Source organism: Halospeciosus flavus, assembly GCF_029814175.1.
In the GTDB taxonomy this organism is placed as follows: domain Archaea; phylum Halobacteriota; class Halobacteria; order Halobacteriales; family Halobacteriaceae; genus Halospeciosus; species Halospeciosus flavus.
On the sequence record NZ_CP122312.1, the window covers coordinates 1,775,371 to 1,800,966 of the forward strand.

Sequence of the window (25,596 nt, forward strand, 5' to 3'; positions counted from 1 at the left end):
CTAAGCGTTGGTGACTACGAGAAGTCCGAGAGCCCGGTCTGGAGGCCCGACACCATCGTCGACTTCCGGCGGAGCGCGCCCAGCGAGACGGGGAGGTGGGGCGCGATGGACCGCACCGCGTCGTGGAACGTCTCGGCCTCGCCGGGTTCGCCCGCGGGGACGTCGGCCTCCGCGCCGCCGTGTTCGCCGCCGTCGAGCGGCGTCCCCTCGAAGGCGTTGCGGATGCTCTCGCGGATCTGCCAGACGCCGACGGGCGCCCAGTAGTCGTCGGAGACCTCCCGGAGGACGAGGACCTTCGCCTGCCGGCCGCGGTCGGCGAGGTGTTCGAGGACGCCGAGTCGGGAGGCGTAGTACGCTCCAGACGTTTCGTCGACGTAGGAGGTTCGGCCCTCGTACCCCTCGGAGGCGCTGGCCATCCACGTGTCGTCGGTCGGGTCGGGGTTCCAGATGCTGCCCGGCGCCTTCATCTCGACGAGTTCGAACTCCCACTGGCCGGGCGCGAGGACGACCCAGTAGCGGTTGCCCATGTACTCGTTGACCCACACCTCCGTCTTGTCGACGCTCGGGCGGTTGCGAATCTGTCCACGGAGGAACTTCCCGATAGTGTCGTCGACGGCGGTGATGGACCAGCGCGTCGGGACGAGGCGGCGGTTCTCGCCCTGCCCGAGCGCCCCCACCGAGAGGACGCGGTTGATTTCGTAGACGTCGAGTCCCCGGCGGTAGAGGTAGGTCATCGCCCCCTGGGCCTGCCAGTCGTCGTCCTCCAGGGTCTTCTCGACGACCCGCGGGACGTGGGGGTTCTCCGCGAGGTCCGCGGACTCGGCGCGGGCGTTCGGTCCGCTCGGCGCGTTCGCGACCGGCGTCGTGTACTGCTCGGGGTCGAACTCCGGCGTGTCCGAGAGACCGATCTCGACGTCGACCGGTCGGTCCGCGATGGCCACCTCGCGCTGGACGCCGACGAACCCGTCCCAGACGTCCTCGACGTCGACCTTCGCCGAGCGCTGGGAGTTCAGTAACCCAGTGCGGTACTGGAGGACGTTGTCGATGTCGAGTCCCTGCTGGTACCACTCTCCGCTCGTCGCGAACTGCTCGGCGTCCTCGCTCGTCTCCATCGGCGAGAGGATTCCCGCCGAGACGTTCGGGTACGAGGAGCGGCCGACGAACACCGAGGGCGCGGTGGCGCCGTACAGCGAGTCGCCCTGCAGGGTGGACTCGAAGTTCCTCGCCACCTCGTCGACGTAGTCGAGGATTTCGTAGGACTTCTCCTCCGCGAGGCGCCGCCGCTCGGCGGCCTCGTCCGGTTGCATCCCCTCGATGTACTCGTCGAGTTGCACGCGTTCCCCTTACGGCGCGCCGCCCTTGAACGCTTCTCCCGGGCGGCGCCGGGCCACAACACCCATACCTCGTGCGTGACAACTCTTGTCACAGATGGGCGTCATCGACCGGTTCGTCCGCTCCGGCGGCGAGCACACACAACCCTACGAGTGTGGTGACTGCGAAGTGACGTTCAAGCGACGCCGGTTCAACTGCCCCGCGTGCGGGGGGACGACGGTGCGCCGACGCTGAGGTGTCCGGTCTTCTCGGAGCGGTTTTGGTCCTCGCCGCCGTCGGTCTTCGTAGAAGATGGCGACACGTGCCACGTGGCTGCGTCGGGGCGAAGTCACGGCCCTCGTCGCGGTCGGCGGCTTCGCTGGCGCGAACCTCAGACACGTCCTCGCGCGTTCGCTCCCGGCCCTCGGCGGCACTCTCGTCGCGAACGTCCTGGGCTGTCTCGCCCTCGGCTTCCTCGCCTACGAGGCCCGTGAGGTCGGATTTCTCGGGGAGCGAACCTCGCTCGTCGCCGGAACCGGCTTCCTCTCCTCGTTCACGACGTACAGCACGTTCGCGCTGGAGACGGTGCAGTCCGCGCCGCTCGTCGGCGTCGCCAACGTCGTCGCGAACTACACCCTCGGCTTCGCGGCGGTGCTCGTCGGTCGCGCGCTCGCCCGGCGTCTCCGTCCGGGGTCGGACGCGGGCGCGAGCGCCGACCCGGAGGGGTCGACGTGAACCCCGCAACCCTCGTCGGGACCGGCGCGGCCGCCGGCGCGCTCCTCCGGTACGGCACGAACCAGTACGTCGGCGAACGCCTCGGCGACCGGTGGTTCCCGTACGGCACGTTCACCGTGAACGTCGTCGGGAGTTTCGTTCTCGGACTGGTCACGTTCCTGGGTGCGCCCGAGAGTGTCCAGTACGCCGTCGGGACGGGTGCGTGTGGTGCGTACACGACCTTCTCGTCGTTCTCCGTCGACACCGTCCAGTTGTGGGAGCGCGGGCGACGGCTACTCGCGGCGTGGTACGCGGCGGCGAACCTGGTCGGTGCCTTCGTCGCCATCGCGGCGGCGTGGGGTGTCGCCGGCGCGACCTGAGGAGGAAAGATGCGAGCGATGAGGAGCGTTCTCAGGCCTTCGCCTGCCACTCCCGAATCTTGTCCGCCGAGACACCCGCAACGTCTTCGGCGACCTCGTCGGCGTCGGCGTCGGCCAGCGCCTCGACGTCCTCGATTCCGGCCTCCTGCAGTTTCTCCTCGGTCTTGGCGCCGATTCCCTCGATGGCCTGTAGCCCCTCGCGCTCGCGCTGGCGGGCCTGGTACTCCTCGAAGTTGCAGATGGGACAGCCGAGTTCCCACGGCTCTTCCTCGCCCTCCTGGTGGATGTGGAGTTCGGGGAGGTCGTGTTCCTCGCAGTACTCGTCGGTCACCTCGATCTCGCCGCGGCGTGGGAGCGGCAGCGAGTAGTCGCAGTCGGGGTAGCGCGAACAGCCGACGAGCCGCGAACCGGTCTGGAGTTGCTTGATGAGGAGTTCGCCGCCGTGTTCCTCGCCGCACTCGGGACACGCCCCGATGGCGACTTCCTCGGCCTCTTCGGCCTCTTCAGCCTTGCAGAGCGGACAACCGTGGACGAACGTCTGCCGGCCGGCGAGCATCTTCACGTGGTGGAGGTCGTGCTCGTCGCAGGTCTCTTCGAGGACGAGCGGTTCGCCCGTGCTCGGGAGCGGGAGCGTGAACGTGCAGTCGGGGTAGCCGTCACACCCCACGAAGTACGACCCGTGGCGACTCCGCCGGACGAGCAGGCTCTCGCCGCAGTCGGGGCAGGGACCCAGCGTCTTGTCGGCCTTCAGCGACTCCTGGAGGAGGTCGCCGATCTCCTCGCGGGACTCCGTGAGGTCCTCGAAGATGCGTTCGAGCACCTCGCGGGACTCCTCGGTTACGTCGTCGAGGGACTTCTCGCCCTCGGCGATGGCCGTCATGTCGGCTTCGAGGTCCGCGGTCATCTCCTCGCTCACGACGAGGTCCGCGAACTCCTCGGCCGCCTCGACGACGGCCTTCGCCAGCGTCGTGGGCTGGGGTGGGTCGCTCTCGATATATCCCCTTTCATACAATTTTTCGATTGTATTATGTCTCGTGCTCTTCGTTCCGATCCCCATGCTCTCCATCTTCTCGATGAGTCTGGACTGGCCGTAGCGGCGGGGCGGTTGGGTCTGCTTGGCCTCCATCTCGACGTCGAGCACGTCGAGTTCCTCGCCCTCTTCGACGTCGGGGACGTAGTTCTCGTCCGTGCTGAAGTAGGGGTAGACGTCGTGGTAGCCGGTTTCGAGCAGGCGCTTGCCGTTGGCCTTCAGCGACTCGCCGTCGGCGTCCGCGACGACGCGGAGGTGCTCCCACACCGCCTCGTCGGCGACGGTCGCGAAGAAGCGCCGGACGACGAGTTCGTAGACGCGCCACTCGTCGTCGGAGAGGTCGCCCTTGTCCGGGATGTCCGGCGTCGGGTGGATGGGCGGGTGGTCGGTCGTCTCCTTCTCGCCCTCGGTGGGTTCGAGTTCGTCGGTCTCCAGCAGCGACGCGGCGTCGTCGCCGAACTCGAAGTGGCCCGCGAAGGTCTCCAGCAACTCGCGCTCGTCGAGGTCCTCGGGGTAGACCGTGTTGTCGGTCCGGGGGTAGGTGATGTACCCCGCCGTGTAGAGGTCCTCGGCGATGCTCATGGCGCGCCCGGCGGCGAAGCCGAGCGACCCGGCGGCGCGGATGTACTGCGTCGTGTTGAACGGGGCAGGCGGGTCGTCCGTCCGAGTGCGTCGGCGGACGGACTCGACGACCGCGGAACCGGCCTCGCGGAGCGTCTCGAAGGCCGCGTTCGCGTCGTCCTCGTTCCAGACGCGTTCGGCCTCGTTGCCGTCCTCGTCGAGGTAGAAGTACTGCGCCTCGAACTCGGTCTCGTCTTTCTCCAGGTCGGCGAACAGTTCCCAGTAGTCCTCGGGGTCGAACGCCTCGATCTCCCGCTCCTTGTCGACGATGAGTTTGAGGGTGGGGGTCTGGACCCGCCCGACGGAGATGAAGTCGTCGCCGAGTTGCCGCGCGGAGAGCGAGAGGAAGCGGGTGAGCGCCGCTCCCCAGATGAGGTCGATGATCTGGCGGGCCTCGCCGGCCTCCGCGAGGTCGAAGTCGAGGTCGTCGGGGTTCGCGAACGCCTCTTTCACCTCGTTCTCGGTGATGGAGGAGAAGCGCACCCGCTGGATGGGCGCGTCCTCGTTGGCGTCTCGGACGAGTTCGTAGGCCTCCTTCCCGATGAGTTCGCCCTCGCGGTCGTAGTCGGTCGCGATGACCGCGCTGTCGGCGTCCTCGGCGTAGCGCTGGAGGACGTTGACGATGTTCTCCCGGGTGGCGGTCTTCACGATGGGCGCGTCGACGAGTTCGTGGGGTTCGACGTCGCGCCAGTCTTCGTACTCGGAGGGGAAGTCGACGCCGACGACGTGACCGGAGAGGCCGATACAGCGTCGGCCACCCCACTCGTAGACGTTGACTCCGGCCTCCCGTTCGGTCGTCGCGCCACCCTCGGAGAGGATGTCGGCGATGCGCCGGGCCGCGTTGTCTTTCTCGGTGATGATGAGTTCCACGGTAGAGATACCTCCGCCTCCGCGGCGGTTGCGTTGCTTTCCGGTATGCCGGATGTGCTTCTAAGGTTTTCGTCCGTCGGTGGCCGCTCGAACGTCGCCGTCGGCTGCCCCGCGGCCCCGACGACCGTCCGTCGACCGGACTCCAGCGACGTTTTACCCGCCCACGCCCTCCGAACAGCTATGAACGTCCGTCCACGCCTGTTCGGCTACCTCGGTGTCGTCCTGCTCGTGACCACGCTCCCCGCCCTCGTGTTCGCCGGCGCGGGCGCGGCACTCGGGAACCTCGTCGAGTGGGTCCTGACGTCGCTCGCGAGCGTCGCCTACGTCGTCGGCGGGTTCGGGAACCCGATTCGCGAGCGCGTCGGGTGGTTCCGTGCGGTCGGTCTCGGGAACGTCCTCCTCGGTCTCTCGCTGCCCGCGACGGCGATACTCGACGGCAGCGTCACCACCCCGTTCGGCTTCGTCCTCGCGGTCGGTGGACTCGGCCTCGTCGCCATCGGCGTCGACTACATCCGCGGCGGGAAGTGGACCAGCGTCGACACCGAGGCGGCCTGAGTCACGACTCCCCGGTCACCGGTCGCCCGTCCAGTACATCCCCTTCGTCGCGGGCGCCGAAAGTGTGCGTTCCGGGAGGAGAAAACACTTGACGGGCGCGAGAGCAGTCGCGTCCGTGACACTCGTCTCCGTCGTCCGCCGTGTCGTCCTCGTCGCCGGCGTCCTCTCACTTCTCCTCGGTGCCGGACTGGCCGGGTCGGTCCTCCTCGACGACCGCCCGCCCGAACGAACGCTCGACGTCGAGCGGACCACCGAAGTGTCGAACGCGACGACGTACGCGAACCTCACGGTCGAGCAACGGCGAGCGTTCGACCGGGCACGCACCGGCGAGACGGTCGCTCTCTCCCGAGAAGAAGCGGCGGCGTGGCAGCGTGTCGACGCCGTCCAGTACGAGGGGTCCGTCTACGACGTCGACGTCGTCCACGGTGACCCCTCGGGGTTCGGTGGACTGGTCGGCAGTGTCGGCGCGTTGCTGGGTCTACTGGGTGCCGGGCTACTGGCTCTCGGGTACGTACTGGCTGGAGGAGGGGAGGGAGCGTGACCGACTACTCGGCTTCGTCGAGTTTCTCGCGGAGCAGTTCGTTCACCTGACCGGGGTCGGCGCTCCCGCCGGTCTTCTGCATGACCTGACCGACGAGGAAGTTGATGGCGCCGCCCTCGCCGGCGTAGTAGTCCTTGACGGCGTCGGGGTTCTCCTCGATGGCCTCCTCGACGACGGCCTCGACTTCGCCGGCACCGGTCTTCCCGAGGCCCTCCTCCTCGACGACGGTGTCGGGGGCCTTCCCCTCGTCGAGCATGTCGCGGAGGACGACCTCGCGGGCGTTCTTCTCGGTGATTTCGTCCTCGGCGACGAGTTCGACGAGGCGCTTGAACTGGTCGAGACGTCCCTCGATGTCGGTGATCTCCATGTCGCGGAAGTTGAGTTCGCCGAGGAGGTTGTCGGCGACCCACGTCGCCGCGAGGTCGGGTTCGTACTCCTCGGCGACGTCCTCGTAGAAGTCCGCGACCTGCTTGGTCGAGGTGAGTTTCGAGGCGGCCTCCTCGCTGAGTCCGTACTCCTCCTGGAAGCGCTCGCGGCGGGCGTCGGGGAGTTCCGGGATTTCGAGGCGCTCTTTCCAGTCGGAGACTTCGAGCGGCGGCAGGTCGGCCTCACGGAAGTAGCGGTAGTCCCTCTCCTCCTCTTTCGAGCGCATCGAGACGGTGACGCCCTTCGACTCGTTCCAGTGACGGGTCTCCTGTTCGACCTCGCGACCGCGCTGGATGGCGTTGCGCTGGCGGGTGATCTCGTAGGCGAGAGCCTTCTCCGCACCCTTGTGGCTGGAGATGTTCTTGACCTCGGTCCGGTTGGCGGTGGCGAGTGCCTCCTCGGAGATGCCGCCTTCGAGTTCCGTCGCCTCGACCATCGAGATGTTGGCGTCGACACGCAGGCTACCGTCGCGCTGGGAGTCGTAGATACCCAGGTACTCGAGGACCTCTTCGAGTTTCGCGAGGAAGGCGCGGACCTCCTCGGCGCCGCGGAAGTCGGGGCGGGTGACGATCTCTACGAGCGGCGTGCCGGCGCGGTTGTAGTCGACGAGGGTGTAGTCGGCGGTGGCGATGTCGCCGCCCTCGTGCTGGAGGCTCCCGGGGTCCTCTTCGAGGTGCGCGCGCTCGATCTCGACGACCCGGCGCTCGTCGCCGATGGAGACTTCGAGTTCGCCGTCCGCGCAGATGGGCGCGTCGTACTGGGTGATCTGGAACCCCTTCGGGAGGTCGGGGTAGAAGTAGTTCTTCCGGTGGAAGGTGGTGCGGGCGGGGATGTCGGCGTGGAGCGCCTTCCCGAGTCGCACCGCGGCCTCGACGGCACCCTCGTTGAGGACTGGCAGCGCGCCGGGGAGACCGAGGCACACCGGACAGGTGTTGGTGTTCGGCTCGTCGGCCGGTTCGGTCGAACACCCGCAGAAGATCTTGGTGTCCGTTTCGAGCTGGACGTGGACCTCCAGGCCGATGATGGGCCGGAGTTCCGCGTCGGCGGCCTGCGTACTCATTTGTCGACGCTTCGACGCGGGTACGCTTAGGAGTAACGAAGGGTCGAGACCGACTCACTCCTTGGTCGTCGATCGCTCGATCTCCTCGGGGTCGTTCCCGCTCGACTGCGGGTTCGCCTCGAAGGAGATGACGACGCCGCGCTTGTCGCCGACGTTCCGGTAGCCGTGCGCGTCGGCGTGCGTCGTCGACAGGAACGTCCCGGGTCCGAACTCGACTTCGTCGCCCCCCTCCGCCGGACCGGCGGTGAGCGAGAAGTAGCCGTCGAGGACGTAACAAATCTCCTCGCGGTCGTTGTTCCCCGAGACCGGGAGGGACTCGCCGCTGTCGATGTACCACACTTTCACGGCGGCGGTGTCGGCGGCGAGCACCTCACCGATGTCTCGTAGTTTGACGTTCGATTCCCCCATCGTTCCCCCGAACTCGGTCAGGGGCACATCGTCGGTGTGGACGACGTTGTGTGCCATCCCACTTCGTACAGACTACTCGGTTCTGTAAAATACCCTGTGCTCGCCCTTGTACGCGAAAGGGGGGCGCCGCGAGCGGGCCGCCGAGAAGCTCACTCGTCCTGCTCGGCGTCGGTGGCCGGGGCGGCGATCGTGAGGAGGCTCGCCGGCTCGCGGGACTGGTTCTCGAAGCCGTGGGTGTGCTCGTGGGAGACGGAGACGAAACAGCCGGCGTCGACGACGGTCTCCTCGCGGTCGTCGCCGGACCCGACGACGAGGACGAACCGGCCGTCGAGGACGAGGTAGGCGGTCTCGCGTTCGGCCGACGGGCGAACCGGGGCGACTTCGCCGGCGTCGACGTGCCAGACGTCCAGCGAGAGGTCGTCGGTGTCGAGGAGGGCCGCGACGCGACGGACGTCCCCGAGCGGCGTGGGGAGCGTCTCGTTCTCGACGTCCGTGAGGGGGACGTCGTCGGTGTGGACGACGCGGTAGGTCACGTCGGAGTCGACGCGGTCGACGCGGAAAATACCCGGTGTCGACCGCCACGGCGGTCGTGTAGCGACAGTTGAAGTTGTCTGACGTCCGTCGTCCGCACGCTTAAGGCACTACGGGAGGTGCTTGTAGGTATGTCGAACGAGAGCGAACGCGTCGAGGACCTCGAACAACGCGTCAAGGAACTCGAAGCGACCGTCCGTGGTCTCACGGAGGAACTCGTCGAGGCGAACGAGCGTATCCGACAACTCGAGGGCGAACACGACCTCCTCGAAGCGACCGGCGTCGAGGGTCGCGAGCGCGGCGGTGAGCAGTCCGCACAGGCCGCCGACCCCGAGCCCGAAACCGAGGCAGAGCAGGCCGACACGGACCCCGCCGACGAAGAACCTAAGAGCGAGGACACCCAGGAACAAGAAGAAGAGGAAGAGTCGGGTCTCGGCGACGACATCATCGTCGCGTAGACCGGGCCCGACCCCTGGCCCCCCAGCATGTACATCGACGAGATCGTTCTCGAGAACTTCAAGAGCTTCGGGCGCACCACCCGTATCCCGTTCTACGAGGACTTCACGACTATCAGCGGCCCGAACGGCAGCGGCAAGTCGAACATCATCGACGCCGTGCTGTTCGCGCTCGGTCTCGCGCGTACCCGCGGTATGCGCGCGGAGAAACTCACCGACCTCATCTACAACCCGGCGCACGCCGACGAGGAGAACACGTCGGGTCCGAACGAGGCGAGCGTCGAGGTCGTCCTCGACAACGAAGAGGGGACGCTCTCGCGCTCGCAGGTCGTCAACGCCGCCGGCAGCGACAACGTCGGCGACGTCGACACCATCTCCGTCAAGCGCCGCGTGAAGCGGACCGACGACAACTACTACTCCTACTACTACCTCAACGGTCGCTCCTGTAACCTCTCGGATATCCAGGACCTGCTCGCGCAGGCGGGCATCACGCCGGAGGGGTACAACGTCGTCATGCAGGGCGACGTGACGGGCATCATCAACATGACGCCCGGAGAGCGCCGCGAGATCGTCGACGAAATCGCCGGCGTCGCGGAGTTCGACGCGAAGAAAGAAGACGCCTACGGCGAACTCCAGACCGTCGAGGAGCGCATCGACGAGGCCGACCTCCGCATCGAAGAGAAAGAAGAGCGCCTCGCCCAACTCGAAGACGAGCGGGAGACCGCCCTGGAGTACCAGGGTCTCCGCGAGGAGAAACAGGAGTACGAGAGCTACCGGCAGGCCGCCGAACTCGAAGAGAAACGCGAGGACCTCGCCTCGACCCGCGCCGACGTCGAGGCGCGCGAGGACGAACTCGCCGAGTTGAAGACGGAACTCGACGAGCGGACCGGGAAGGTCCAGCGACTCCAGGACGAACTCGACGACCTCAACGCGGAGATCGAACGGAAGGGCGAGGACGAGCAACTCGAACTCCAGCGCGAGATCGAGGCCATCAAGGGGGACATCGGCCGCCTCGAGGACAAGATCGAGACCGCCGAAGAGCGCATCGAAGAGGCCGAGAACGACCGCCGACAGGCGTTCGTCGACATCGACCGCAAGCAGGAGGAGATCGACGACCTCGAAGCCGACATCCGCGAGCTAAAAGTCGAGAAGGCGTCGCTGAAGACCGACGTCCAGGAGAAGGAGAACGAACTCGCCGAGGTCGAAGCCGAGATCGAGTCGGTCGACACCGAGTTCGACGAACTGAAGAGCGAACTCGCCGAGACGAAGGAGGCCCTGGAGGAAGCGAAAGCCGAACGAAACGAACTCCAGCGCGAGAAAGACCGCCTCCTCGACGAGGCGCGCCGGCGCTCGAACGAGGTCAGCGAGACCGAGACGGAGATCGAGCAGGCCGAAGAACGCCTCCCCGAACTCGACGCGAAACTCGAAGACCTCCGGAACGAACTGGAGAAGGCCGAGCAGAACGAGGCGCAGATCGAGGACGTCGTCTCCGACCTGAAGTCGCGCAAGCGCCAACTCCAGGAGGACCTCGACGAGGTCGAAGACGACCTCCAGGCCGAACAGCAGAAGTACGCGAAACTGGAGGCCAACGCCTCGCAGTCGGGCGACTCCTCCTACGGCCGGGCGGTCTCGACCATCCTCGACGCCGGGAAGGAGGGCGTCCACGGGACGGTCGCCCAACTCGGCGGGGTCGACGGCCGCTACGCCACCGCCGCCGAGACCGCGGCCGGCGGCCGACTCGCCCACGTCGTCGTCGACGACGACGGCGTCGGCCAGGAGTGTATCGAGTACCTGAAGTCGCGCAACGCGGGCCGGGCGACGTTCCTGCCCATCACGAAGATGCAGAACCGCTCGCTCCCGCGGACGCCCGACGTACCGGGTGTCGTCGACTTCGCGTACAACCTCGTCGACTTCGACGAGCAGTACGCCCCCATCTTCTCCTACGTCCTGGGGGACACGCTCGTCGTCGAGGACATGGAGACCGCCCGCGACCTGATGGGTGACTTCCGTCTCGTCACGCTCGACGGCGAACTCGTCGAGAAGTCCGGCGCGATGACCGGTGGCTCTTCCTCCGGGTCGCGCTACTCCTTCTCGAAGACCGGGAAGGGGCAACTCGAACGCGTCGCCGAACGCATCAACGACCTCGAAGAGGAGCGTGCGTCCATCCGCGACGACGTCCGCGAGGTCGAAGAGCGCCTCGACGCCGCCCGCGACCGGAAGTCCGACGCCGCCGACCAGGTCCGCTCCATCGAGTCGGACATCGAGCGCCTCGAACGCGAACGCGAGGAGACGGAGGCGGAGATTTCGGACCTCGAAGACCGCCTCGACGAACTGGAGGCCGAACGCGAGGAGGTCGACGAGAAGATGCAGTCGCTGGAGGCCGACATCGACGAGGAACAGGCCAAGATCGACGAGTACCAGGCCACCGTCGAGGAGTTAGAGACCGAACTCGAAGACTCGCGCATCCCGGAACTCACCCGGCAAAAAGAGGCGATCCAGGACGATATCGACGACCTCGAAGCCGAGATCGACGACCTCGACTCCGAGTTGGAGAGCAAGCAACTCGAGAAGCAGTACGCCGAGAACGCCGTCGACGACCACCAGGACACCGTCGAGTCCGCCCAGAACAAGAAGGCCGAACAGGAAGAGCGCATCGAGGAGTTCGAGGCCGAAATCGAGGCGAAAGAAGAGACCCTCGAGGAGAAGCGCGCGGAGGTCGCCGACCTCGAAGACGAACTCGCCGACCTCAAGGCCGAACGCGAGGACCTCCAGGCGGACCTCGACGACGCCAAACAGGCGCGCGACGAGAAACAACAGCAGGTCGACTCCGTCGAGAACCGCCTCTCCAGTCTGAAGAAGGCGACCGCCCGCCTCGAAGCCGAAATCGAGCGCCTCGAACGCGACGTCGGCGAGTACGACGCCGACGAGATTCCGGACCTCGACGAGGTGGAGTCCAACATCCGTCGTCTCGAACGGCAGATGGAGGAACTCGAACCGGTCAACATGAAGGCCATCGACGACTACGACGCCGTCCAGGACACCCTCGACGACCTGACGGACAAACGCGAGACGCTCGTCGAGGAGCGCGACGGTATCGAAGAGCGCATCGAGTCCTACGACCGGCAGAAGAGACAGACGTTCATGGACGCCTTCGAGGACATCGACGACCACTTCCGGAACATCTTCGAGCGCCTCTCCGACGGGTCGGGCGAACTCCACCTCGAAGACCCCGAGAATCCCTTCGAGGGCGGCCTGACGATGAAGGCCCAACCGGGCGACAAGCCGGTCCAGCGCCTCGACGCCATGTCCGGCGGCGAGAAGTCGCTGACCGCCCTCGCGTTCATCTTCGCCATCCAGCGCAACAACCCCGCGCCGTTCTACGCGCTCGACGAGGTCGACGCCTTCCTCGACGCCGTCAACGCCGACCGCGTCGGCGAGATGGTCGACGAACTCGCGGGCGACGCACAGTTCGTCGTCGTCTCCCACCGCTCGGCGATGCTCGAACGCTCCGAGCGCGCCATCGGCGTCACGATGCAGGACGACAACGTCTCCGCCGTCACGGGCATCGACCTGACCGGCGGCGAGGGCGACGACGAGGCCGAGGTGAGCGCGGGTGACTGAAGGACTCGTCCAGCGCCCCGACCTCGACGACCCCGAGGAGTCGGGCGAGCCCGGCGACGAAGAAGAGGTCGAACCGGTCGAACTCCTCGTCCAGTTGGCCAAGGAGGGCGAGATCGAACCGTGGGACATCGACATCGTCGAGGTGACGGACAAGTTCCTCTCGCGACTCGACGAGGCCGACCTCCGGACCTCCGGGCGGGCGCTCTTCTACGCGAGCGTCCTCCTCCGGATGAAGTCCGACGTCCTCCTCGAACCCGACGAGGACGAGGAACCCGAGGACGAAACCGAACCCGCGCCGTGGGACGACCCCTTCGCGATGGGCGGCGAGGGCGCGGGCGCCGGCGCGGACGCCGGCGAGTTCCCGTCGGACCACGACCCGATAGACGCCCTCGAAGACGAGATGGACCGCCGTCTCGACCGGAAGTCCGCCCGCGGCAACCCCGAGACGCTCGACGAACTCGTCCGCAACCTCCGCGAGGCCGAACGCGGGTCGTGGTGGAAGGAGTCCCGGACCTACGACACGAGCGACTCCCCCTCGGGTTTCCAGCGCGGGACGCAGGAACTCGACTACCGCTCGGCCGACGACTTCCGCGAGGAGAACGAACCCTCCGAGGCGGACGTCACCGGTACCGCCCACTCCGAGGACATCGAGACCACCATCGCGGACGTCGAGGCGCGCCTCGACGAGCAGTACGAGAAGGGCCGCGACGAGGTGCTGTACGCGGAGATCGAGGACGCCGGTGGCTCCCGGGTCCAGACGTTCCTCGCACTCCTCTTTCTCGCCCACCGCGGGAGCGTCGAACTCGAACAGGTCGACCTGTTCGGCGACCTCTGGGTCAAACAGGTCGCGTCTTAGCGTCGGTCGCGAGCGGACCGACACGAGGGCGACGCTCACTTATCCTCCAGCGTCCCTACCGCGAGTATGGACGACCACGCCGATTTCGACATCGAGGAGTTCGACATCGACGACGTCGACGACACGCCGACGGTCTCCTGTACGGTCTGTGACCGGGAGTGGGACCTCGACTTCGAACTCGACGAACTCCACGCCGGCAACCAGGCGTTCGAGCAGTTCGCGCTCGACCACCAGCGCCACGCCGGACACTTCCCCGACGGCGTCACGCCGTGGGTCGCCGACTGCCGACACTGCCCCGGTGGCGAGGAGTTCCTCTCCGAGCGACCCGCTCGACGGTGGGCGCGGACGCACGCTCGACACACGCGACACCGTGTCGCCCTCCGACACGAGAACGTGGGCGACGAGGGCGGTGACGCGGAGGAAGACGCAGCGGAACTCGCGGAACTGATCGACCCGAACGAAGAGTGAGGGTCGGCCGGGTCAGTCGAGCGCGAACCAGTCGGTGAGCAGGTCGTGTTCGTGGAGCCGCCAGCGCTGTTTCGGCTCCCCGTCGGGTCCGACGTCGACGTAGATGGTCGCGTCGAACAGCGGTTCGATGGTCGAGAGGACGGGGTTGCCGATGGTGGCCGTCGCGTGGAAGTGACCCATCCCTCGGCGCTCGCGAATCGCGCTCGTGACGAGGTGGACGAAGCGGAACAACTCCTCCTCGTCGACGGCGTCGAAGAAGGGGTCGATGGAGTCGAGACAGAAGCGCACCTCGCCGGGAGCGGGCGCCGCGGGTTCGACGCGCTCGAGGTGGGTGCGGAACGACTCGAAGAGCGCTTCGAGGTCCGAGAGGTCGTCGACGGATTCGTACCACTCGTCGCCGGCCGCCCCGTCGAGTTCGGGGCCCGTCGACGAGTCCACCGTGATGGACCGGGCCAGGTTCGCCCCCGTTGCGTCGAGGACACCGAGCGCGCCCGGGTCGGTCCGGCGCGGACGGTGCCGGTCGAGCACTTCGTCGACCGGCGTCGTCGTCGGGAGGAAGAGGTGACGACGTTCGAGGTCGTGTCCCCCCAGCAGGCGCTCGCAGATCACGTCCGACGCCTGCCTGTCGTTGACGACGAGGACGTTACACCCCTGTCGCTTCAGCGACGCGAGCTGCCGGGAGAACGTCGCTGCGTCTGATTCGTCCGCGGCCATTACCTTACTCCTAGTATCGACGGGGTCCTATTTAGATTTTGTGAAGAGATGGGCGTAACTTGACTTCAGAGGTAGTCACCGACGAGTGGTTCGACGCGTTCGCGGGCCTCGTCGGGAATCGCCTCGGTGGGAGTGTTGACCGTCCCCGCCAGGGCGGAGCCACAGTCACAGTCGCGTTCCTCGGGGAGCGTCTCGATGGCGTGCTCGACCGTCTCCTTGATGGCCTCCTCGTTCTCGGCGGCGTTGTCGAGGACCTCTTCGAGGGTGACCTCACTGTCCGCCTTCCACACGTCGTAGTCGGTGACGCCGGCGACGGTGGCGTAACACATCTCGGCCTCGCGGGCGAGTTTCGCCTCGGGGATGGCGGTCATGCCGACGACGTCCCACCCCTGGTCGCGGTAGAACTCGCTCTCCGCACGCGAGGAGTACTGCGGTCCCTCGATGCAGACGTAGGTCCCGCCCTTCTCGGTCTCGGCGTGGGTTGCCTGCTCCGCGGACTCGTGGAGGTGGTCGACCATGTGCGGGCAGTAAGGGTCCGCGAACGGCATGTGGACGACCAGTCCCTCGTCGAAGAAGGTCGAGGTGCGGTGTTTCGTCCGGTCGAAGATCTGGTTGGGGACGACGAGCGTCTGCGGCGGGAGGTCCTCGCGGAGACTGCCGACCGCGTTCGAGGCGAGGATGCGCTCGACGCCGAGTTCCTTCAGCGCGTAGATGTTCGCCCGGTAGGGGAGGTTGGTCGGCGAGCGCTGGTGTTTCGGGCCGTGGCGCGGGAGGAAGGCGACCTCCGTACCGGTGTCGCCGAACTCGCCGACGGTGACCGGTGCGCTCGGGTCGCCGTAGGGGGTCTCGACGCCGACCGTCCGCACGTCGTTCAGGGGAAGCGCCTCGTAGATGCCGCTGCCGCCGATGAAGCCGATCATACTCGAACGTGCGCGCGGCGGGAACCTAAAACGTGGGTGTGTGCTCGCGAAGTGTCGCGTGGTACCGTCAGGCGTCCTCGCGGAGGAGCCACTCGTCCTCCGCGGCCTTCACGAGGACGTCGCGGCGGACCATCTCGTCGAGGACCTCGTCGAGACGGTTCGGTTGGGCGATCTCCATCTCCATGCGCTCGACGTCGTGGTACTCGGAGAGCAGGTGGCGGATCTCCTCTTTCGAGTAGGGACCGTCGTCGTCCTGCTCCATCACGCCGCTGATGAGGTCGACCATGTCCTCGATGAAGTTCCACGGGTAGACGACCCAGGCCCACTGGTCGAGGTACTCGCCGACGAAGTCCGGGTCGAACTCGCTCGTGCCGAGCAACTGGAGCGTCCCGGTCCGAATCTCGTCGGCGCCGCGCTCCTCGACGTACTCCTCGGCGCGGCGGATGGAGCCGCCGGTGTCGGCGATGTCGTCGATGATGAGGACGTTCTTCCCCTCGACGGAGCCCTCGGGCATCGGGTAGCGAATCTCCGGTTCGCTCGACTTCTCGGCCGCCCCGACGTAGTGTTCCATCTTCAGACTCGTCAGGTCGTCGAGACCGATGAAGTCACAGAGACAGCGGCCCGCGAACCAGCCGCCGCGGGCGAGCGCGACGATGACGTCCGGCTCGAAGTCCGACTCCTTGACCTGGTTCGAAACCTCCCGACAGAGGTCGTAAATGTACTCCCAGTTGGTGATGGTGCACTTGAAGTCGTCCGGGAGGTCACCCATGGCGTGTAGTCACCATCGGTGAGATGGACAGCCGACCCCTTCAAGACGTGGGTTTCCACTCGCGAACTCGGCGAGCGTGAAACGGGGTCGTTCCCCGGCCACCACGTGAAGAGACGGTGTTCCCTCTCCCCCGAGAAGATACACCGTGACACGCGGTAGCGGGTGGAGGTACAGGTTGTATCCACAATACGCTTGTGGGTGCCGTGACGACCCACTCCGAGACGCGACGCTGTGGAGCGTCGGTCAACGGAAGGGGGAAGGGGGAAAGTGGGGGAGAGGGGGCTGCGAGAGGAGAAAAGCCTCCCAGTGAGCCACCTCTACCCACTACTTGTCGGACACCGTACTTCATTCTTGTGGCCGTTTACCACGACCCCGTCCGTCGGCCGTCGGGCGGAGGTTTGAACCGCGGCCGGGCCGAGGGAGGGGACATGGACACGATTCGGACGCTGCTGGTCGACGCGTTCACGGACGAGCCACTGTCGGGCAACGCGGCAGGTATCGTCCCGGACGCCGGCGACCTCGACGAGGAGCAGATGCAGGCCGTCGCCCGTGAACTGTCGGTGAGCGAGACGGCGTTCGTGCGCGGGAGCGACGCCGCAGACCGTCGGCTCCGTTACTTCACGCCCACGACGGAGGTCGACCTCTGCGGGCACGCCACCATCGCGACCCACGCCCACCTCTTCGACGCCGGGGCCATCGACGCGGGAACGCACACGCTGGAGACGAACGTCGGCGTCCTCGACGTCGAGGTGACCGACGAGGGGTCCGTCTGGATGACGCAGAACCAGCCACGGGTGAACGAGGTGACACTCGACTACGACCGGGTGGGCGACGCCCTCGGCATCGACGACGCGGCGCTCAGGGACGTCGGTCAGGACCTCCCGCTCGCGGTCGCCGACACCGGCCTGCCCTTCCTCGTGGTGCCGGTGAACTTCCTCGAACACCTCGGCGACGCCGACCCCGACTTCCGGGCGGTCGAGGAACTGGCCGACGACGTCGACGCCGCGGGGGTCTACGCCTTCACCTTCGACACGGTCGAAGGCGACTCCACGCTCCACGGGCGGGCGTTCGTTCCGGGTCTCGGTATCGACGAGGACCCCGTCACGGGGACCGCTAGCGGCGCCGTCGGCGGCTACCTCCGCTACACGGAGGCGTTCGACTCCCTGCCCGAGGAGATGGTGTTCGAGCAGGGCCACTTCCTCGACCGACCGGGCCGCGTGCGGGTCCGCGTCGGCGCCGAGGTCGAAGTCGGCGGGACGGCCGTCGAGTCGCTCGACGGCGAACTCGCGGTCCCGGAGTCCGAAGAAGACGAGATAATCGAGGCCTGAACCGGCCGCTCAGAACGGGTCGTTTCCGTCGTCCTGTTTCAACTGGCGGACCTCCCGGTTCATGGACTGGATGTCCTGCTGGACGTCCGAGAGTCGACTGTCGACGACGCTCGCGAGGTCGCTCTTCACGTGTTCGGTATCGAAGGTGTCCGCGACCTGCTCCTCGACGGCGGCGGGCAGCGTCTTGTACAGCGCCCACGCCTTGCCGAAGCGCCAGACCGCCACGCCGACGAGGAGGAGGACGAATCCGCCGGCGCTCGCCCGCGTCGGCGCGGGGACGGTGACGCTGGCGACGGTCGTCGTGGTTGCGTTGAGGACACCGACGGCGATTCCGCCGGCGACGAGTCCGAGACCGAGCACCCCGAACAGCGTCGTGAGGAGGAAGTACTTGCCTGCGTGAACGGCGGCACGTTTCGAGTGCATGGTCGGGGCGAGGCGGTCGGTCCGCTAAAACCCTGCGCCCGACTCGCGAAATGTTTACTCGGCACCGAAACATCGAAAATCACTCTTGCGCCCTTAGAAGCCTTTTTAGCGGTGTCTCGTCTTTCACCGAGTGCCACATGGCTGTACGATGGCTCGAAGACGTGCGGGCCGACGACATCGAGAGTGTCGGCGGGAAGGGCGCTTCACTGGGCGAGTTGACGGACGCGGGGCTGCCGGTCCCGCCGGGGTTCGTCGTCACCGCCGGGACCTACCGGTCGTTCATCGAGGAGACCGGCATCGACGAGGAACTGTTCGAGGCCGTCGACGTCGACGCCGAGGACACCGCGGCCCTCGCCGAGGCGGAGTCCCGGGCGAAAGAACTCATCCTCGAGACGGAACTCCCCGAGAGCGTCCGCCAGGAGATCGTCAACTCCTACGACGAACTCGGTGGCGGCGAGGCGTTCGTCGCGGTCCGTTCCTCCGCGACGGCCGAGGACCTCCCCGACGCGAGTTTCGCCGGACAGCAGGAGACGTTCCTCAACGTCACGCGCGAGGACCTCGTCGACCGCGTGAAGCGCTGTTGGGCCTCGCTGTTCACCCAGCGCGCGATCTACTACCGCCAAGAACAGGGCTTCGAACACCGGAAGGTCGACATCGCCGTCGTCGTCCAGCGGATGGTCGACGCCGACAAGTCCGGCGTCATGTTCACCTCCCACCCCTCGACCGGCGCGGCGAAGGTCATCGTCGAGGCCGCGTGGGGACTCGGCGAGGCCGTCGTCTCGGGGTCCGTCTCCCCGGACAACTACGTCGTCGACCGCGAGACCGGCGAGGTCGAGGACGTGACCGTCGCCGACAAGAAGGTGATGCACGTCAAAGACGAGGAGAGCGGCGAGACGGTCGAGCGGGAGGTCCCCGACGAGAAGCGAACCGCCCGCGTGCTCTCCGACGAGGAACTCGAAGAACTCGTCGCCCTCGGTGAGCGCGTCGAGGACCACTACGACACCCCGCAGGACGTCGAGTGGGCCATCCAGGGTGGGGACATCTACATGCTCCAGTCCCGGCCCATCACCACCATCGACGAGGAGCGCGTCGAGGAGTACGAGAGCGGCGAGGGCGAGGCGCTGGTGTCCGGACTCGGCGCGAGTCCCGGCATCGCCAGCGGCGCCGTCCGCGTCGTGAAGAAACTCGACCAACTCGACAAAGTCGGGAAGGGCGACATCATCGTCACCGAGATGACGACCCCCGACATGGTGCCCGCGATGAAGCGCGCGGCGGGCATCGTCACCGACGAGGGCGGCATGACCTCGCACGCGGCCATCGTCTCGCGCGAACTCGGCGTCCCCGCCGTCCTCGGGACCGGGGACGGGACCTCGGTGCTGAAAGACGACCAACTCGTGACCATCGACGGCGACCGCGGCACCGTCACCGAGGGTCGCCCCGAGACCGAGAGCGAAGAGCGCGAACCCATCGAGGAGGCCCGCCCCAAGACCCCGGTCAAGCCGATGACCGCGACCGAGGTGAAGGTGAACGTCTCTATCCCCGAGGCGGCCGAACGCGCCGCCGCGACAGGTGCCGACGGCGTCGGTCTCCTCCGCATGGAGCACATGATCCTCTCGACGAACAAGACGCCCGAGCGCTACATCGAGGACCACGGCGCGAAGGCGTACGTCGAGGAGATCGTCCAGGGCGCCCGGTCCGTCGCCGACGAGTTCTACCCGCGACCGGTCCGCCTCCGCACCCTCGACGCCCCCACCGACGAGTTCCGCCAACTGGAGGGCGGCGAGGACGAACCCCACGAACACAACCCGATGCTCGGCTACCGGGGCATCCGCCGCAGCCTGGACCGCCCCGACGTGTTCAAACACGAACTCGAGGCGTTCAGCCGCCTCTACGAGATGGGCTACGACAACGTCGAGATCATGTTCCCGCTCGTCAACGACGCCGACGACGTCGCACGCGCACGAACCCTCCTCGAAGAGGCCGGCGTCGACCCCGAGAAGCGGACGTGGGGCGTGATGATCGAGACGCCTTCCAGCGCGCTCGTCGTCGAGGACATCGTCCAGGAGGGAGTCGACTTCGTCTCCTTCGGGACCAACGACCTCACGCAGTACACGCTCGCGGTCGACCGGAACAACGAGAACGTCGCCGACCGCTTCGACGAACTCCACCCCGCGGTCCTGAAACTCATCGGTAACGTCGTCGAGACCTGCCGCGAACACGACGTGAAGACGAGCATCTGTGGGCAGGCCGCCTCGAAACCCGACATGGTCGACTTCCTCGTCGAGGAGGGCGTCTCCTCCATCTCCGCGAACATCGACGCCGTCCGCGACGTCCAACACGAAGTCAAACGCAAAGAGCAGCGCCTCCTGCTGGACTCGGTCCGCTGAGAGTCCAGGTCCTCCTCTTCGCTCTCCCCTCGCTCGTCACCGCCGACGTTCCGACGGTGACGTTTTGTCCAACCCTCGCGTAGCGACGAGTCACGATGACGGGGGAACGCGGTGGGACGCGACTCAGACTCGACATCTGGCACCCGGAGTGCTGGACGCTCGAAGTGACCGACCGGGTCGCGGACGCCGGTCTCCTGGGCCACGGCGTCCACGACGTCGAGGGACGTGCGCGCGGTCGGTTCACGGCGTACGGCGACACGAGCGAGGTGGTGGACGCCCTCGTGGCAGCGATTCGGGACTCCCGACTGACCGAGGCCGTCTGGGAGGTCGACCAACCACGCGGGGCCGACGGCGACCTGCTCGTCCCCGGGAGCGCGGCCCGGGCGCTCGTCGTCGAGTACGACCTCGAGCGGAGCATCAACGACGCACTCGTCTCGCGGGGGTTCATCCCCGACGAACCGGTCCGGATGGAGGGCGGCCGCGAGGTGTGGCCCGTCGTCACGACCGCCGACCGCGACGAGATGCGGACGCGTCTCGACGCCGTCCGCACCGAGATGGACGCCGAGGTCCGCGTCGAGTACGTGGTCGGGCCGTCGACCGGACTCGGTGACGGGTCGCTCCCACTGTCGTCGCTCACCGAGCGCCAGCGAGCGGTGTTCGACCTCGCACGCGAGCGTGGGTACTACACGTGGCCACGCGAGACGTCGGCCGCCGACCTCGCCGACGAACTCGGCGTCGCGAAGACGACGCTCCTCGAACACCTCCGGAAGGCCGAGTCGAAACTCCTCGACCCACCGGGTCGCTGACGCTCGCCACCGTACCCGTCTATGCTAGGGAGGGGTGCTAACCGTCGGGAGTACTGACGTCGGGTGACACATGGCATCCGGTACGAACGAGAACAGTCTCGAACGCAGTATGGGCCCGCTCGGGGCCATCTCGACGGTCGTCGCGGGGACGCTCGGGGCCGGCCTGTTCGTCACCCTCGGGACCGCGAGCAGCACGACGGGACCGAGCGTCATCCTCGTGGTCGTCCTCTCGGGTATCCTGGCGATGGCCATCGCGGTGAACTACTCGTGGATGGCGACCATCTTCCCCGGTGCAGCCGGGTCGTACACCTACATCTCGCGGACCTTCGGCACACGGCTCCCGGGGTTCGTCGTGACGTGGTCGAAGTGGCTCGGCTACATGGCCGCCGACGCGGTGTTGGCCATCGGGTTCGGGAGTTACCTCCAGGTGTTCTACCCGAGCGTCGACCCGAAACTCGCGGGGGTCGCCCTCCTGACCGTGCTCTTCGTCGTGAACCTCGTGGGGGTCAAACAGTACAGTATGTCGCAGAACGCCATCTTCGGCGTCCTCATCGCGGCCATCCTCGTCCTGGTGATTCCGGGGACGGCGAACGTCCAACCGGGGAACTACACACCGTTCTTCACGGGCGGCTTCGACGGCTTCCTCGCCGCGGCCGTCCCGCTGTTCTACGCCTACATCGGCATCGCCGTCGCCGGACAGATGGGGGCGGAGGTCCGCAACCCCTCGCGGAACCTCCCGCTCGCGATGGTCGGCGGGACCGCGTTACTCATCGCCCTCTACGTCTGGACGGCCGTCGTCATCTACGGCGTCGTCGCCGACTACCGGGTGCTCGCGGACTCCGCCCGACCGCTCGCGACGGCCGCCGAGGCCTTCCTCGGTGACTCCGCGACGGCCGTCGTCGCCTTCGGTGGTCTCCTCGCGACCGCGTCGAGCGTCCACGCGGTGATGGCCGCCGGCATCAAGATGCCCTACTCGTGGGCGTGGGACGAGGTGTTCCCCCGGCAGTTCGTTGCCGTCTCCGACCGCTTCGGGACGCCCCACTGGTCGCTCGTCACCCTCTACGTCGTCGCGAGCGCGCTCACCTTCTGGAGTTCGGGGCTGAGTCAGGCGCTCGCCATCGCGACGTTCAGCTACCTCATCGCGTACTTCACCGTCTCGGTCACGGTCGGTTACATCTACTTCCGCCGCCTCGACGTGTCCGAGCGCGCGGCCTTCGACCTCGGACGGTGGCTCCTCCTCTCCGTCGTCGTCGCGTCGCTCGGGTCGTTCACGCTCCTGACGCAGGCGTACAAGGGGTCGCTCTCCGTCTACCTGCCGTGGCTGGCGGTCGGCCTCGTCGTCTTCGGCGTCTACTGGTACCGCGGCCAGCAGAAGGGGACCGACGTCGACGCCATCCTCGAGACGCTCCCGGGCGTCCCCTCCGAGGACTACGACCCGGACGTGGGCGGGCTGCGCAGCGAGGGTGACGACTGAATGACCGTCGATCCGTCCACCCTCGCCGACCGCGTCGACGGCGACGAGGTCGTCTCGCTCGTTCAGGACCTCGTCCGCATCGAGAGCCCCTACTTCGAGGAGGACGAGATCGTCGACTTCGTCTTCGAGTGGTTCGACGACGCAGGTCTCGACCCCGAGCGCCACCCGGTCGTCGAGTCGGCGTACACCGGCTACGAGGGGGCGAACGTCCTCGCGCCCGTCGAGGGGAGCGACCCCGACGCACCGACGCTCCTGCTCAACGCCCACGTCGACACCGTCGAACTCGTCGACGAGTGGGAGGAAGACCCACTCTCCGGGCGCGTCGCGGACGGCAAACTCTACGGGCAGGGAGCCTGCGACATGAAGGCCGGTCTCGCCGCCGCGATGGTCGCGACGCGGGAACTCGCGGCCCCGGACGTGGACCTCGCGGGCGACGTCCTCTTCACCGCCGTCGTCGACGAGGAAGGACCGTACGGTCTCGGGACGGACCAGCTAATCCGCGACGGCATCACGGACGAGTGCGACGCCGCCGTCGTGACCGAACCCGGCCCGGTCCTCGCGCAGTCCGACGTGGAGAACCCGGCGCTCCTGCTCGGCGCACGGGGGCGCTTCCTCTACGACATCGAGGTACGAGGCGAGGCGGCCCACGGCTCACAACCCCGGAAGGGGACAAACGCCGTCGCCGCCGCCGGCGTACTGGCCGACGCGCTCGCCGAGATGGAAACCGCCGACCACCCGGACCTCGGGTCGGGGTCGGTCTGCCCGCTCGGCATCGAGGGTGGCGGCGAAACCCTCTCGGTCCCCGAACACTGTCGGCTGTCGGTCGACCGCCACGTCGTCCCCGGCGAGACCGAGACCGTGGTGCGCGAGCAGGCCGAGGCGGTCGTCGCGGACCTCGACCTCGACGCCGAGGTGTCGATCGGCTTCCGCGAGGGTCCCGAGGGCGCACGCTACGGGCCGTACGTCACCGACCGCGACCACCCGCTCGTCGGCGCGCTGGCGGACGGCGCGCGGGCGACGACCGGTCGCGACCCCGAGTTCGGCTACTTCGCGAGCGTCGGCGACTTCAACTACCTCGGCGACCGCGCCGGCCTCCCGACGGTCATCGTCGGCCCGGACGGCGCGAACATCCACGGGGCGGGCGAGTACGTCGACACCGACGAGGTGGTCGAGGTGACCGAACTCCTCGTCGACGGACTCGCGCGCTACCTCCAGTGAGCGCGACGAACGGAAACCGGTAAGCCACGCCCCTCCGTTCACCCCGGTGATGGAGTACACTCCGCAGGAATTCGACCGCGTGCTCTCCTCGATGTGTACGGAGCCACACCCGGCCGCCCGCGAGGCCGCCGTCGAGTTCCTCGCGGACAACCCCGGCGACCCCGCGTCCTACCCCGACGTGGCCGCCATGGAGGCGGACGTCGTCGAGACGCTCGGCGAAATCGTGGGGCTGGACGACCCGTACGGCTACGTCGCGGCCGGCGGCACCGAGGCGAACCTCCAGGCGGTCCGGGCGGCCCGCGACCTCGCCGAGACGGACACGCCGAACGTCGTCGCCCCCGAGAGCGCCCACTTCTCCTTCCAGAAGGCCGCCGACGTCCTCGACGTGGAGGTCCGCCTCGCCCCCGTGGACGCGGACTACCGTGCGGACCCGGACGCGGTGGCCGAGCGCGCGGACGCGGAGACGGCGATGGTCGTCGGCATCGCCGGCACGACCGAGTTCGGCCGGGTCGACCCCATTCCCGACCTCGCGACCGTCGCCGACGAAGTGGACGCGCTCTTCCACGTCGACGCGGCGTGGGGTGGGTTCGTCCTCCCGTTCACCGACCACGAGTGGCACTTCGGCCACGCCGACGTGGACACGCTCACCATCGACCCGCACAAGATGGGGCAGGCGCCGATTCCGGCGGGCGGGTTCCTCGTGCGCGACCCCGAGGTCCTCGACACGCTCGCGGTCGACACGCCCTACCTGGAGTCCGCCTCGCAGGCGACGCTGGCCGGAACCCGCAGCGGGGCGGGCGTCGCGGGCGCACACGCCGCCCTCGACGCGCTCTGGCCCGAGGGGTACCGCGAGACGTACGAACGCCAGCAGGCGAACGCCGAGTGGTTCGCCGCGGCACTCCGCGAGCGCGGGTACGACGTGGTCGACCCCGTCCTCCCGCTGGTCGCGGCCGACCTGCCCGACTCGACGTTCGAGGCGCTCCGTGAGGAAGGGTGGCGCGTCTCGCGGACGGACTCGGGGGAGAGTCGCTTCGTGATGATGCCCCACGTCACCCGCGAGATGCTCGACGCGGTCCTCGACGACCTGGACGCTCTCGACTAACACGGAAGCGTTTAATCCGGTCGGTCCGACCTACCCGACGTGTTCGACGCCGCCCTCCTGGCACTGTCCGGGTTCGACCTCCACGCCATCGAGGAGGCCGTCCGTGCCGCGCGCGGGTGGGGCGGCATCCTCATCATCTTCGTCTACTCCTTCCTCATCGCGTTCGTCCTCCCGCTCCCCAGCGAGGTCGTCCTCATCCCGGCCCTCTCTGGCTCTCTCGCGCTCGGACTCTCCTACGAGGTCCAGGTACTCGTCGTGATGCTCGCGAGCGGACTCGGGAAGGCACTCGGGAGCGTCGTGGCGCTCTACCTCGGCCACGGCGCGAGTCACTCCGGTCCGGTCATCGACGCGGCCCGCCGACTCGGCTTCGAGCCGATGGAGTGGTCGCGAAAACGCGTCGTCACGCTCGTCCAGGAGTACGGCTACGTCGGCCTCGCACTCGGTCTCACGGTCCCCGGTTTCCCGGATACGCTCTCCATCTACGCCTTCTCGGTGCTCGAAGAGAACTACGTGAAGTTCTCGCTGGCGACGTTCGCGGGGAGCGTCGGTCGACTGCTCGTGACGTTGGCAGTCTGGCAGGGGTTCCTCGCGGTCGTCTGATCGGCGTC

The 25,596-nt window shown here is 67.5% G+C and carries 25 protein-coding genes; 16 read left to right on the top strand and 9 right to left on the bottom strand.

The window, feature by feature from the left end:
- Window positions 1-14: 14 nt before the first annotated feature.
- Entirely contained in the window at window positions 15-1,334 is a 1,320-nt protein-coding gene (nreA, locus tag P0Y33_RS09275; RefSeq protein ID WP_279527129.1) for a DNA repair protein NreA, read from the bottom strand.
- A gap of 94 nt (window positions 1,335-1,428) precedes the next feature.
- On the opposite strand from nreA, the gene P0Y33_RS09280 reads away from it, so the two are divergent.
- From P0Y33_RS09280 to crcB, 3 genes are read left to right on the top strand one after another with little or no spacing between them, the layout of a single operon-like run.
- The gene (locus P0Y33_RS09280) at window positions 1,429-1,566 is read left to right on the top strand and encodes an FmdB family zinc ribbon protein (RefSeq protein ID WP_279527130.1); all 138 of its coding nucleotides are present in this window, start codon (window positions 1,429-1,431) and stop codon (window positions 1,564-1,566) included.
- A gap of 57 nt (window positions 1,567-1,623) precedes the next feature.
- The gene (locus P0Y33_RS09285; protein WP_328518003.1) at window positions 1,624-2,046 is read left to right on the top strand and encodes a fluoride efflux transporter FluC; all 423 of its coding nucleotides are present in this window, start codon (window positions 1,624-1,626) and stop codon (window positions 2,044-2,046) included.
- The gene (gene crcB, locus P0Y33_RS09290) at window positions 2,043-2,405 is read left to right on the top strand and encodes a fluoride efflux transporter CrcB (RefSeq protein ID WP_279527131.1); all 363 of its coding nucleotides are present in this window, start codon (window positions 2,043-2,045) and stop codon (window positions 2,403-2,405) included. Before P0Y33_RS09285 ends, crcB begins: the two co-directional genes overlap by 4 nt.
- A gap of 31 nt (window positions 2,406-2,436) precedes the next feature.
- On the opposite strand, the gene P0Y33_RS09295 is transcribed toward crcB, so the two are convergent.
- Entirely contained in the window at window positions 2,437-4,926 is a 2,490-nt protein-coding gene (locus tag P0Y33_RS09295; RefSeq protein WP_279527132.1) for a DNA topoisomerase I, read from the bottom strand.
- A gap of 180 nt (window positions 4,927-5,106) precedes the next feature.
- Here P0Y33_RS09295 and P0Y33_RS09300 point away from each other — a divergent pair, with 180 nt between their 5' ends.
- Both P0Y33_RS09300 and P0Y33_RS09305 read left to right on the top strand, forming a co-directional pair.
- Entirely contained in the window at window positions 5,107-5,481 is a 375-nt protein-coding gene (locus P0Y33_RS09300) for a hypothetical protein (RefSeq protein WP_279527133.1), read from the top strand.
- A gap of 115 nt (window positions 5,482-5,596) precedes the next feature.
- The gene (locus P0Y33_RS09305; protein ID WP_279527134.1) at window positions 5,597-6,022 is read left to right on the top strand and encodes a hypothetical protein; all 426 of its coding nucleotides are present in this window, start codon (window positions 5,597-5,599) and stop codon (window positions 6,020-6,022) included.
- A gap of 4 nt (window positions 6,023-6,026) precedes the next feature.
- Here the strand turns inward: P0Y33_RS09305 and gatB are convergent, their stop codons facing one another.
- The 3 genes from gatB to P0Y33_RS09320 form a co-directional block, all read right to left on the bottom strand.
- Window positions 6,027-7,508 (bottom strand): Asp-tRNA(Asn)/Glu-tRNA(Gln) amidotransferase subunit GatB, encoded by a 1,482-nt coding sequence (gene gatB / locus P0Y33_RS09310; RefSeq protein ID WP_279527135.1) that lies wholly within the window; start codon window positions 7,506-7,508, stop codon window positions 6,027-6,029.
- 54 nt (window positions 7,509-7,562) lie between these two features.
- Window positions 7,563-7,973: a cupin domain-containing protein gene (locus P0Y33_RS09315; RefSeq protein WP_279527136.1), complete on the bottom strand. Its 411-nt coding sequence runs from the start codon at window positions 7,971-7,973 to the stop codon at window positions 7,563-7,565.
- A 92-nt stretch (window positions 7,974-8,065) separates the two neighbouring features.
- Window positions 8,066-8,449 (bottom strand): cupin domain-containing protein, encoded by a 384-nt coding sequence (locus tag P0Y33_RS09320; RefSeq protein ID WP_279527137.1) that lies wholly within the window; start codon window positions 8,447-8,449, stop codon window positions 8,066-8,068.
- A gap of 129 nt (window positions 8,450-8,578) precedes the next feature.
- Between P0Y33_RS09320 and P0Y33_RS09325 the strand changes: the two genes are divergently transcribed.
- The 4 genes from P0Y33_RS09325 to P0Y33_RS09340 all read left to right on the top strand — a co-directional run bounded on the left by P0Y33_RS09325 (window position 8,579) and on the right by P0Y33_RS09340 (window position 13,847).
- Window positions 8,579-8,905, top strand: a complete 327-nt coding sequence (locus tag P0Y33_RS09325; protein ID WP_279527138.1) for a DUF7518 family protein — start codon at window positions 8,579-8,581, stop codon at window positions 8,903-8,905.
- A 27-nt stretch (window positions 8,906-8,932) separates the two neighbouring features.
- Window positions 8,933-12,523, top strand: a complete 3,591-nt coding sequence (smc, locus tag P0Y33_RS09330) for a chromosome segregation protein SMC (protein WP_279527139.1) — start codon at window positions 8,933-8,935, stop codon at window positions 12,521-12,523.
- Window positions 12,516-13,379 (top strand): segregation/condensation protein A, encoded by an 864-nt coding sequence (locus P0Y33_RS09335; RefSeq protein ID WP_279527140.1) that lies wholly within the window; start codon window positions 12,516-12,518, stop codon window positions 13,377-13,379. The genes smc and P0Y33_RS09335 overlap by 8 nt, the downstream gene beginning before the upstream one ends.
- 66 nt (window positions 13,380-13,445) lie before the next feature.
- The gene (locus tag P0Y33_RS09340) at window positions 13,446-13,847 is read left to right on the top strand and encodes a hypothetical protein (RefSeq protein WP_279527141.1); all 402 of its coding nucleotides are present in this window, start codon (window positions 13,446-13,448) and stop codon (window positions 13,845-13,847) included.
- Between the two features lie 12 nt (window positions 13,848-13,859).
- Here the strand turns inward: P0Y33_RS09340 and P0Y33_RS09345 are convergent, their stop codons facing one another.
- The 3 genes from P0Y33_RS09345 to P0Y33_RS09355 form a co-directional block, all read right to left on the bottom strand.
- The gene (locus P0Y33_RS09345) at window positions 13,860-14,561 is read right to left on the bottom strand and encodes a DUF7504 family protein (RefSeq protein ID WP_279527142.1); all 702 of its coding nucleotides are present in this window, start codon (window positions 14,559-14,561) and stop codon (window positions 13,860-13,862) included.
- Window positions 14,562-14,626: 65 nt separating this feature from the next.
- Window positions 14,627-15,481 carry an S-methyl-5'-thioadenosine phosphorylase gene (mtnP, locus tag P0Y33_RS09350; RefSeq protein WP_279527143.1) on the bottom strand — a complete coding sequence of 285 codons (855 nt, stop codon included), beginning with the start codon at window positions 15,479-15,481 and terminating at the stop codon, window positions 14,627-14,629.
- A 67-nt stretch (window positions 15,482-15,548) separates the two neighbouring features.
- Complete coding sequence (locus tag P0Y33_RS09355; RefSeq protein ID WP_279527144.1) at window positions 15,549-16,250, bottom strand: phosphoribosyltransferase; 702 nt, start codon at window positions 16,248-16,250, stop codon at window positions 15,549-15,551.
- 428 nt (window positions 16,251-16,678) lie between these two features.
- On the opposite strand from P0Y33_RS09355, the gene P0Y33_RS09360 reads away from it, so the two are divergent.
- Window positions 16,679-17,578 carry a PhzF family phenazine biosynthesis protein gene (locus P0Y33_RS09360; RefSeq protein ID WP_279527145.1) on the top strand — a complete coding sequence of 300 codons (900 nt, stop codon included), beginning with the start codon at window positions 16,679-16,681 and terminating at the stop codon, window positions 17,576-17,578.
- A gap of 9 nt (window positions 17,579-17,587) precedes the next feature.
- Here the strand turns inward: P0Y33_RS09360 and P0Y33_RS09365 are convergent, their stop codons facing one another.
- The gene (locus tag P0Y33_RS09365) at window positions 17,588-18,001 is read right to left on the bottom strand and encodes a hypothetical protein (protein ID WP_279527146.1); all 414 of its coding nucleotides are present in this window, start codon (window positions 17,999-18,001) and stop codon (window positions 17,588-17,590) included.
- Window positions 18,002-18,138: 137 nt separating this feature from the next.
- Between P0Y33_RS09365 and ppsA the strand changes: the two genes are divergently transcribed.
- The 6 genes from ppsA (at window position 18,139) to P0Y33_RS09395 (ending at window position 25,588) form a co-directional block, all read left to right on the top strand.
- Window positions 18,139-20,388 (top strand): pyruvate, water dikinase, encoded by a 2,250-nt coding sequence (ppsA, locus tag P0Y33_RS09370; RefSeq protein WP_279527147.1) that lies wholly within the window; start codon window positions 18,139-18,141, stop codon window positions 20,386-20,388.
- 95 nt (window positions 20,389-20,483) lie between these two features.
- On the top strand, window positions 20,484-21,194 hold the full coding sequence (locus P0Y33_RS09375; RefSeq protein ID WP_279527148.1) for a helix-turn-helix domain-containing protein: 711 nt from the start codon (window positions 20,484-20,486) through the stop codon (window positions 21,192-21,194).
- Between the two features lie 70 nt (window positions 21,195-21,264).
- Entirely contained in the window at window positions 21,265-22,668 is a 1,404-nt protein-coding gene (locus P0Y33_RS09380) for an APC family permease (RefSeq protein WP_279527149.1), read from the top strand.
- Window positions 22,669-23,886, top strand: coding sequence for a M20 family metallopeptidase (locus P0Y33_RS09385; RefSeq protein WP_279527150.1), 1,218 nt, complete (start codon window positions 22,669-22,671; stop codon window positions 23,884-23,886).
- Window positions 23,887-23,935: 49 nt separating this feature from the next.
- Entirely contained in the window at window positions 23,936-24,988 is a 1,053-nt protein-coding gene (gene mfnA, locus P0Y33_RS09390) for a tyrosine decarboxylase MfnA (protein WP_279527151.1), read from the top strand.
- 39 nt (window positions 24,989-25,027) lie between these two features.
- Entirely contained in the window at window positions 25,028-25,588 is a 561-nt protein-coding gene (locus P0Y33_RS09395; RefSeq protein ID WP_279527152.1) for a YqaA family protein, read from the top strand.
- The last annotated feature ends 8 nt before the right edge of the window (window positions 25,589-25,596 follow it).

Excerpts from the sequence above, each read along its gene's own strand:
- P0Y33_RS09360 (WP_279527145.1), top strand. The coding sequence starts at position 16,679 with ATGGACACGATTCGGACGCTGCTGGTCGACGCGTTCACGGACGAGCCA.
- P0Y33_RS09385 (WP_279527150.1), top strand. The coding sequence starts at position 22,669 with ATGACCGTCGATCCGTCCACCCTCGCCGACCGCGTCGACGGCGACGAG.
- P0Y33_RS09365 (WP_279527146.1), bottom strand. The coding sequence starts at position 18,001 with ATGCACTCGAAACGTGCCGCCGTTCACGCAGGCAAGTACTTCCTCCTC.
- P0Y33_RS09300 (WP_279527133.1), top strand. The coding sequence starts at position 5,107 with ATGAACGTCCGTCCACGCCTGTTCGGCTACCTCGGTGTCGTCCTGCTC.
- P0Y33_RS09325 (WP_279527138.1), top strand. The coding sequence starts at position 8,579 with ATGTCGAACGAGAGCGAACGCGTCGAGGACCTCGAACAACGCGTCAAG.
- P0Y33_RS09315 (WP_279527136.1), bottom strand. The coding sequence starts at position 7,973 with ATGGCACACAACGTCGTCCACACCGACGATGTGCCCCTGACCGAGTTC.
- P0Y33_RS09375 (WP_279527148.1), top strand. The coding sequence starts at position 20,484 with ATGACGGGGGAACGCGGTGGGACGCGACTCAGACTCGACATCTGGCAC.
- mfnA (WP_279527151.1), top strand. The coding sequence starts at position 23,936 with ATGGAGTACACTCCGCAGGAATTCGACCGCGTGCTCTCCTCGATGTGT.
- P0Y33_RS09280 (WP_279527130.1), top strand. The coding sequence starts at position 1,429 with ATGGGCGTCATCGACCGGTTCGTCCGCTCCGGCGGCGAGCACACACAA.
- P0Y33_RS09285 (WP_328518003.1), top strand. The coding sequence starts at position 1,624 with ATGGCGACACGTGCCACGTGGCTGCGTCGGGGCGAAGTCACGGCCCTC.
- ppsA (WP_279527147.1), top strand. The coding sequence starts at position 18,139 with ATGGCTGTACGATGGCTCGAAGACGTGCGGGCCGACGACATCGAGAGT.
- P0Y33_RS09355 (WP_279527144.1), bottom strand. The coding sequence starts at position 16,250 with ATGGGTGACCTCCCGGACGACTTCAAGTGCACCATCACCAACTGGGAG.
- P0Y33_RS09380 (WP_279527149.1), top strand. The coding sequence starts at position 21,265 with ATGGCATCCGGTACGAACGAGAACAGTCTCGAACGCAGTATGGGCCCG.
- gatB (WP_279527135.1), bottom strand. The coding sequence starts at position 7,508 with ATGAGTACGCAGGCCGCCGACGCGGAACTCCGGCCCATCATCGGCCTG.
- smc (WP_279527139.1), top strand. The coding sequence starts at position 8,933 with ATGTACATCGACGAGATCGTTCTCGAGAACTTCAAGAGCTTCGGGCGC.
- mtnP (WP_279527143.1), bottom strand. The coding sequence starts at position 15,481 with ATGATCGGCTTCATCGGCGGCAGCGGCATCTACGAGGCGCTTCCCCTG.
- P0Y33_RS09345 (WP_279527142.1), bottom strand. The coding sequence starts at position 14,561 with ATGGCCGCGGACGAATCAGACGCAGCGACGTTCTCCCGGCAGCTCGCG.
- P0Y33_RS09340 (WP_279527141.1), top strand. The coding sequence starts at position 13,446 with ATGGACGACCACGCCGATTTCGACATCGAGGAGTTCGACATCGACGAC.